Source organism: Cyanobium sp. N5-Cardenillas (genome assembly GCF_024345515.1).
Classification (GTDB): Bacteria; Cyanobacteriota; Cyanobacteriia; order PCC-6307; family Cyanobiaceae; genus Cyanobium.
The window spans coordinates 1-7,124 of the sequence record NZ_JAGQBG010000166.1 but is presented as its reverse complement, the minus strand read 5'-3'; the positions used below and the strand labels follow the sequence as shown (position 1 = coordinate 7,124).

Below are 7,124 nucleotides of genomic sequence, written 5' to 3'. Positions count from 1 at the left end.
GCCTTACCACTTGGCCATGCCGCCTGCCGGGGAGCAAACTCCCCGCAGCGGATCGTATCAGCCATGGCATGTCCACCCCCCGTCTGCTGGTTCTGAGCAACGGCCACGGGGAGGATCTGATCGCCCTGCGGCTGATCGAGGCCCTGCGGCACCGGGCCCCCGACCTGGAGGTGCAGGTGTTGCCCCTGGTGGGGATCGGCCAGGCCTTTGCCGGCGCCGAAGCGGCCGGGGAGCTGCGGCGGGTCGGGCCGCGGCAGCCGCTGCCCAGCGGCGGTTTCAGCAACCAGAGCCTGCGGGGACTGCTGAACGACCTGGCCGCAGGCCTGCCGCTGCTGAGCTGGCGCCAGTGGCGGATCGTGCGGCGCTGGGGGAGGCAGGGTCTGCCGATCCTGGCCGTGGGCGACCTGCTGCCCCTGCTGCTGGCCTGGGCAGGCGGCGGTCCCTACGGCTTCCTGGGCACCCCGAAGAGCGACCACACCTGGGCCTCGCCGCCTCCCGCCGGCTGGGGCCGCTCCCCCCTGGCCGATGGCTACCACCGGGCCAAGGGCAGCGAATGGGATCCCTGGGAGTGGGCCCTGATGGGCCACCGCCGCTGCCGGCTGGTGGCGGTGCGCGATCGCCTCACCGCCCGGGGACTGCGGCGCCACGGGGTGCGGGCCGTCGCCCCGGGCAACCCGATGATGGATGGCTTCGTCGCCCCTGGGCCCCTGCCGCCATGGCTGCAGGGGCGGCGCCGCCTGCTGCTGCTGCCGGGCAGCCGCCTGCCCGAAGCCCTCGGCAACCTGCGCGGCCTGCTCGCCGCCCTGCCGCCGCCCGAGGGGTCCCCTCCGACCAGCGTGCTGCTGGCCACCGGCTCCCGCCCCAGTGCCGCCGAGCTGGCGGCCCCCCTGGCTGCGGCTGGATTCACCCCGGCGCCGCCGCCGCCGGGCTCCGGTGCCTCCGCCCTCTGGCGGCGAGGGCGGCTGGAGCTGCTGGTGGGTCCAGGCCGGTTCGCGGCCTGGGCGCCGCTGGCGGAGCTGGGCCTCGCCACCGCCGGCACCGCCACCGAGCAGCTGGTGGGTCTGGGGGTGCCGGCCCTGTCGCTGCCGGGACCCGGCCCCCAGTTCAAGGCCGGCTTCGCCCGCCGCCAGAGCCGGCTGCTCGGGGGAGCCGTGCAGCCGTGCCAGGACAGCGGGGAACTGCAGCGGCGGCTGATCGCCCTGCTCAACGACGACGGCGAGCGGGCCCGGCTGGGCCGCATCGGCCGGCGGCGCATGGGGCCGGCCGGTGGCAGCGCCCGGCTGGCGGCCCTGATCCTTGAGCGCCTGCTGCCGGGGTAGGGGGATGATGGGCTCGAACGCCCCCTTATCCCCCGCCCCGATGCCCGGCATCCCCGACCGCAGCTTCAACGCCGCCTGCGGTCATCTGGCCACCCAGCTGGGCATCAGCCTGGCGGCGGCCCGCCGGCGGGTGGAAATCCTGGCGGCAAAGGAGGGCCTCCGGGACACGGCCGCCAAGCTGGCCCTGGCGGAAAGCCTGCTGGAGGAAACCAGGGCCAGCGGCCTCGACCGGGGCCAGCTGTTCGACGGCCAGCTGCGCTCGGTTGGGGAGGACGACCTGTTCATGATCGAGGACTGAGCCGCACCGGCGCGCCCGGACTCAGTGCTCGAACACCTGGTTGAACCGTTGCCGGTCGAGGGCGGAGAAGACAGGCACACAGGCGAAACAGCGGCGGGCCAGCTCCCAGCGCTCCTCCCGGCGCAGCATCACCTCGAGCCGGTCGCGGGCGGCCAGCAGCCAGCGCACGTCTCCGGCGGCGTAGGCCAGCTGGGTGTCGCTGAGCTCCTCCACCCGTCCCCAGTCGGAACTCTGGGCCTGCTTGTCGAGCTCCACCCCCACCAGCTCGTTGACCACGTCCTTGAGGCCGTGGCGCGGGGCGTAGGTGCGGGCCAGGCGGCTGGCGACCTTGGTGCAGAAGATGGGGTCCACGGCGATGCCGAGGTTCTCCGCCAGTGCCGCCACATCGAAGCGGGCGAAATGGAAGACCTTCTCGATCGCCGGGTTCTCGCAGAGGGCCTTCAGCCGCGGCGCCTCCGTCTGCCCCCGTTCCAGGCGGATGCAGCAGACGTTGTCGTGGTCATCGCAGATCTGGACCAGGCAGAGGCGGTCGCGCCCATGGATCAGCCCCATGGCCTCGGTGTCGATGGCCAGGGCCCGGGCCGATCCGTACAGCTCCTGCCAGGGGGCGTCGAGGTCATGGTCGAAGACGGCGAAACGGGCCGCCGGTCCGGGGCTGGCGCTGACGCTGGAAGGGGTCTGGGCCATCGTGGGGCAGGGTCTTTCGGGCCATCGTGGCCCAGCACGGACGCCGGCCAGGCCAGTCGGGCCAGAATGGTCTCCGCCAAGGCTCCGCCCCCATGCCCACCCTGGGTTCCACCCTCCTGCTCACCCTGCTGATGGCCATCGGCCTGGTCTTCTTCCTGAGGGCCGCCAGCAAGGACCGCACCACGGTGGTGGACGTGCACTCCCCCCAGCCACCGGTGCAGGTGCTCGAGGGCCTTTCCAACTGGCTCACGGCCCGGGGCTGGCAGACCGAAACCGGCGATCCCGAGCGCCAGCTGCTGCGCTTCCGCGGCCAGGTGCGCTCCAGCCTGCCCCTCGCCCTGCTGCTCTCGCTGCTGGGCAGTGTGGGGGCCGCCTGCCTGGGCCTGGTGCTGCGCCAGGTGCTTCCCTCCCTCGGCTGGTGGCCCCTGCTGCTGGCCCTGGCCGGTCCGATGGCGGGTGTGGTGTACAGCCGGCGGGCGGCCAGGCCCGAGAGCCTGGAGCTGCGGCTGATGGACGGGGAGAGCGGCGGCGGCAGCACCCTGCGCCTGCGCGCCCACCGCGACGAACTGATCGCCATCGAGCGGGAGCTGGGGGCCGCCCTCCAGCTGGCCAGCGACGGCTCCCTGCTCTCCTCGCCGATCTGAGCCGATGGGTTTCCGTTCTGTCCCCTGGTTGGTGGGTCCAGCCCTGCTGGTCCTCGGCCTTGCCCCCCTGGCGACACCCGCCCGCGGCGCCGAGGCCTCAGCCCTGGGCGGCCCGCTCGGGACATCGGCCCCGGCACTGACCGGCAGCGATCCGATCACCGGCCCCCGCAGCCGGCTGCCCCGGGACTGGATCGGCGTCCGCCCCGTCGAAGCGGACACCCCCATCCTGGTGCTGGCCGGCCACGCCGATTCCCAGGGCATGGCGGGGTCCGGCACCAGCGGCGCCGCCGTGGCCGCCGGGGCACCACCGATGTACGCGGGCATCAGCGACGAGCTCTACTGGAACATGGTCGTCGCCGAGGCGGTGGTGGCCCTGGGCCAGCAGCGGGGGCTGCGCATCAGCACCTACCGCCCCCCCTTCCGCACGATCAGCGACGGCGACCACCCCAGCACCAACTGGAGCGTCGGCCGGCAGCACGCCGCCAGCGGCGGCTACGCCCTGGAGATCCACTTCGATGCCTGGGGACCCGACGGTGTCGGGTCGGGGTTGATCCCGCCGCTGCACCGCCCCTTCGGCCGCCTCGACGAAAGCCTGGCCGAGGCCTTCGGCGGCTACCCCATGGGCTTCCGTGGTGGCCTGGGGGGACCCAGGCGTGGCATCGCCCTGCTCGAGGTGGGCAAGCTGGAGGGCCAGCTGGAGCGCTCCCTGCGCAACCCCGCCACCCGCTCCGACACGGTGATGGCGATCGCCAGCCGGATCGTGACGGCCCTCGAAGCCGGCCTGGGCCGCAGCCCCACCACCACCGCCCAGCCGCTCACCCCACAGCCTGGTGGAGTCGGCAGCGCTCCTCCAGGGAAGGGTCTTCAAGCCAGTTCTGGGGACGAGTGAACAGGTCGGTCAGCAGGGCTTCCCGGCTGCCTTCGGCGGCCGTATAGCCGTACTCCCAGCGCACCAGGGGCGGCAGCGACATCAGGATGGATTCGGTGCGGCCGTTGGTCTGGAGGCCGAAGATCGTGCCCCGGTCGAACACCAGGTTGAACTCCACGTAGCGGCCGCGGCGGTAGAGCTGAAACTGCCGCTCCACCTCTCCCCAGGGCAGCCCCTGGCGGCGCTCCACGATCGGCACGTAGCTCGGCAGGAAGGCGTTGCCGCAGGCCGAGGCCAGGGCGAACAGCTGCTCCCAGTCCTGGTGCAGGGGGCCCACGGCGGTGCTGGCTTTCGCCGCCGGCCCCTCGGGATCACCGCCCTTGTAGAGCACCCCGCCGGGGTCCTGGTAGTCGTAGAAGATGCCGCCCACGCCCCGGGTCTCGCCGCGGTGCTTCAGGAAGAAGTATTCATCGCACCAGGGCTTGAACACCTGGTAGTAGGCCGGATCCACCCCGTCACAGGCCCCCTTGAGGGTGCGGTGGAAGTGGCGGGCATCCTCCAGGAAGGGGTAGTAGGGGGTGAGGTCAGCGCCGCCGCCGAACCACCACACCGGCCCGGCCTCGAAGTAGCGGTAGTTGAGGTGCACCGTGGGCACATAGGGGCTGCGGGGGTGCAGCACCATCGAGGTGCCGGTGGCGAACCAGCGGTGGCCCTCCGCTTCGGGGCGCTGGGACAGGATCGAAGGGGGCAGTCGCTCCCCCTCCACTTCAGAGAAGTTGACGCCGCCCTGCTCGAACACCCGGCCGTCCTTCATCACCCTGGAGCGCCCACCGCCGCCCTCCGGCCGCTCCCAGCTCTGCTCCTCGAAGCCACCCTCGCCGTCGAGGCTCGCCAGGCCGGCGCAGATCGAATCCTGCAGGCCCATCAGCAGGGCCTTGGCGCGGCTGCGGGAATCGGCAGGTGGCATCTCCATGGAACGGCAGCGCGGCGGGCGCGGAACATCCGCACACCTTTTCAGCCCGCCGGGGGGTCCCACAAGGGTTCGAGAGTCTCTGTCACGGGCTGAGGAAGTTCCGGGCGGCCGCCCCCGGGGTGCCTCCACCGGCCCGACCGCCCCGGGGCACGGCCCCTAGGATCCCGTCTCAGATCGCCCGAGACGTCGACGAATGGCCAGCGCCGACACCCTCCTTCAGGCCCTGGAGCCGCTCCGCGATGCCGGCAGCGGCCGCAGCCTGGTGGAGCTCGGCTGGATCAGCGACCTGCGTCACCAGGACAGCCGGGCGGTGTTTCGCCTCGCCCTGCCCGGCTTCGCCGCCAGCCAGCGCGAGCGCATCGCCGCCGAGGCCCGCAGCGCCCTGCTGGCCGTGGAGGGGATCAACGACGTCCAGATCGAACTCGCCCAGCCCGCCGCCGCTCCCTCGTCGGGGCCGATCGGCGCCGCCGGCCACGGCCCCGGAGGGGGCCAGCTGCCGGAACGGCAGGGCATCCCCGGCGTGCGCCAGGTGATCGCCGTCAGCAGCGGCAAAGGCGGCGTCGGCAAGAGCACCGTGGCGGTGAACCTGGCCTGTGCCCTGGCGGCCTCGGGCCTGCGGGTGGGCCTGCTCGATGCCGACATCTACGGCCCCAATGCCCCCACCATGCTCGGCGTGGCCGACCGCAGCCCCCAGGTGACGGGCAGCGGCAACGACCAGGTGCTGGAGCCGATCGAGAGCTGCGGCATCGTCATGGTGTCCATGGGCCTGCTCATCCAGGAGAACCAGCCGGTGGTCTGGCGCGGCCCGATGCTGAACGGAATCATCCGCCAGTTCCTCTATCAGGTGAACTGGGGCGAGCGCGACGTGCTGGTGGTGGACCTGCCGCCCGGCACCGGCGACGCCCAGCTCACCCTGGCCCAGGCCGTTCCCATGGCCGGGGTGGTGATCGTCACCACACCCCAGCTTGTGTCGCTGCAGGATGCCCGCCGCGGCCTGGCGATGTTCCTGCAGATGGGGGTGCCGGTGCTGGGGGTGGTGGAAAACATGACCGTCTTCATCCCCCCCGATCTGCCCGATCGCCACTACGCCCTGTTCGGCAGTGGCGGCGGCCGGCTGCTGGCCGACGAGGCGGATGTCCCCCTGCTGGCCCAGCTGCCGATGGAAATGCCCGTGCTCGAGGGCGGAGAGCGGGGCCTGCCGGTGGTGCTGTCGGCACCAGGCTCGGCCAGCGGCCGTGCCTTCACCGAGCTGGCCGAGCGGCTGAGCGCCAGCTGCGCCCTCAGCCCGGCCCTCGCCTGAAGCGATGGCGGTTCTCAGCCCCCGGCGCGGTGGGTTCGCCGCCAACGGGGCGAAACGGCGGGGACTCGGCTTCGATCCGATCCTGTGGGGCATCCCCATCGCCCTCACCCTGCTGGCGGGGGTCCTGATCGCCAGCACCCAGCGCCAGCAGGCCACCACCGACTGGTACCAGCACTGGATCACCGCGGCGGTGGGGATGGTCGTGGCCCTGCTGCTGTCCCGGGTGCCCCTGGAGCGGATCGCCCGGTTCCAGTGGCCGATCTACATCCTGATGGTGGCGAGTCTGATCGCGGTGCGGATCATCGGCGTCAGCGCCCTCGGGGCCCAGAGCTGGATCAACATCGGCGGCTTCTACGTGCAGCCGTCGGAGTTCGCCAAGGTGGCGGCCATCCTGTTGCTGGCCGGCGTGCTGTCGAAGTACCCGGTGGAACGGCCGATCGATCTGCTGCGGCCCGTGGGGATGATCAGCGTGCCCTGGCTGCTGGTGTTCGTGCAGCCCGATCTGGGCTCGTCGCTGGTCTTCGGTGCGGTGTTGCTGGTGATGCTGTTCTGGTCGGGCATGCCCGCCACCTGGCTGCTGCTGCTGCTCTCACCGCTGTTCACGGCGATCATCGCCGGAACCGTGCCCTGGCTGCTGGTGGGCTGGATCCCCCTGATGGGATGGGTGGCCTGGCGCTCCCTGCCCTGGAAGGGGATCGGCCTGGCGCTGGTGCTGGCCGTCCAGGGACTGTTCGCCGTGGGGACCCCCTGGCTGTGGGAACACGGGCTTCGGCCCCACCAGCGGGCCCGGCTCACGCTGTTCCTCGATCCGGCCCAGGATCCCCTCGGTGGTGGCTACCACCTCCTGCAGAGCACCGTGGGAATCGGCTCCGGCCAGCTCTGGGGCACCGGCCTGATGAACGGGTCGCTCACCAAGCTGCGCTTCATCCCTGAGCAGCACACCGATTTCATCTTCAGTGCCCTGGGGGAGGAAACCGGGTTCATCGGCTCGATGCTGGTGGTGGTGGGCTTCGTGGTGCTGATCTGGCGCCTGCT

General features: G+C 72.2%; 8 protein-coding genes. 6 read left to right on the top strand and 2 right to left on the bottom strand.

Going from position 1 to position 7,124, the window contains the following annotated elements; genetic code table 11:
- The first annotated feature begins 68 nt into the window (after nucleotides 1-68).
- Together KBZ04_RS12600 and KBZ04_RS12595 are read left to right on the top strand one after the other, a co-directional pair.
- Nucleotides 69-1,319 (top strand): lipid-A-disaccharide synthase-related protein, encoded by a 1,251-nt coding sequence (locus KBZ04_RS12600; protein ID WP_254992260.1) that lies wholly within the window; start codon nucleotides 69-71, stop codon nucleotides 1,317-1,319.
- 40 nt (nucleotides 1,320-1,359) lie between these two features.
- Nucleotides 1,360-1,617: a hypothetical protein gene (locus KBZ04_RS12595; protein ID WP_254992259.1), complete on the top strand. Its 258-nt coding sequence runs from the start codon at nucleotides 1,360-1,362 to the stop codon at nucleotides 1,615-1,617.
- Nucleotides 1,618-1,638: 21 nt separating this feature from the next.
- Here KBZ04_RS12595 and KBZ04_RS12590 read toward each other — a convergent pair whose 3' ends face one another.
- The gene (locus KBZ04_RS12590) at nucleotides 1,639-2,304 is read right to left on the bottom strand and encodes a ribonuclease D (RefSeq protein WP_254992258.1); all 666 of its coding nucleotides are present in this window, start codon (nucleotides 2,302-2,304) and stop codon (nucleotides 1,639-1,641) included.
- A gap of 92 nt (nucleotides 2,305-2,396) precedes the next feature.
- On the opposite strand from KBZ04_RS12590, the gene KBZ04_RS12585 reads away from it, so the two are divergent.
- Nucleotides 2,397-2,948 (top strand): cofactor assembly of complex C subunit B, encoded by a 552-nt coding sequence (locus tag KBZ04_RS12585; protein ID WP_254992257.1) that lies wholly within the window; start codon nucleotides 2,397-2,399, stop codon nucleotides 2,946-2,948.
- Between the two features lie 4 nt (nucleotides 2,949-2,952).
- Nucleotides 2,953-3,837, top strand: a complete 885-nt coding sequence (locus tag KBZ04_RS12580) for a dehydrogenase (RefSeq protein WP_254992256.1) — start codon at nucleotides 2,953-2,955, stop codon at nucleotides 3,835-3,837.
- Here KBZ04_RS12580 and hemF read toward each other — a convergent pair.
- Entirely contained in the window at nucleotides 3,764-4,789 is a 1,026-nt protein-coding gene (gene hemF, locus KBZ04_RS12575; RefSeq protein WP_254992255.1) for an oxygen-dependent coproporphyrinogen oxidase, read from the bottom strand. The two genes, KBZ04_RS12580 and hemF, sit on opposite strands and share 74 nt — an antisense overlap.
- Nucleotides 4,790-4,982: 193 nt before the next feature.
- Here hemF and KBZ04_RS12570 point away from each other — a divergent pair, with 193 nt between their 5' ends.
- Together KBZ04_RS12570 and KBZ04_RS12565 are read left to right on the top strand one after the other, a co-directional pair.
- Nucleotides 4,983-6,089, top strand: coding sequence for an Mrp/NBP35 family ATP-binding protein (locus tag KBZ04_RS12570; RefSeq protein ID WP_254992254.1), 1,107 nt, complete (start codon nucleotides 4,983-4,985; stop codon nucleotides 6,087-6,089).
- A gap of 4 nt (nucleotides 6,090-6,093) precedes the next feature.
- The coding region (locus KBZ04_RS12565; RefSeq protein ID WP_254992253.1) for an FtsW/RodA/SpoVE family cell cycle protein at nucleotides 6,094-7,124 on the top strand (1,031 nt) is incomplete at its 3' end.